Below are 247 nucleotides of genomic sequence, written 5' to 3'. Positions count from 1 at the left end.
GCCTTCGACGGCGCGATCGCGGGCAAGTTCATGAATGCCGCAGCTCTTTGGGAAAAGAGCCGCAAGACGGACATTTTCGACGCCCGCGCGAAAGCCGTCTCCGCGCTCCCGATATCGAATCTGCGCGGCACAGCGCTCGCGTCGTACCTTGTCCAGAGCGTCCGCGACCTGCGCAGCTACGACACGAACACGATCCTCTCGGTCTTCATCGCCTTCACGCAGAGCTTCCTCTCCATCCTGGCCGGAC

1 protein-coding gene is annotated in these 247 nt (G+C 62.8%); it reads left to right on the top strand.

Annotated features, from left to right (window positions below; genetic code table 11):
- Positions 1-247, top strand: a 247-nt coding sequence (locus H6A60_RS13470) for a hypothetical protein (RefSeq protein WP_205105364.1), incomplete at both ends; no start/stop codon positions are given.

It is taken from the genome of Sutterella massiliensis (assembly GCF_016899755.1).
GTDB lineage: Bacteria > Pseudomonadota > Gammaproteobacteria > Burkholderiales > Burkholderiaceae_F > Sutterella > Sutterella massiliensis.
Note: the sequence above shows the minus strand (reverse complement) of the source record. Positions and strands in the feature narration are given on the sequence as shown.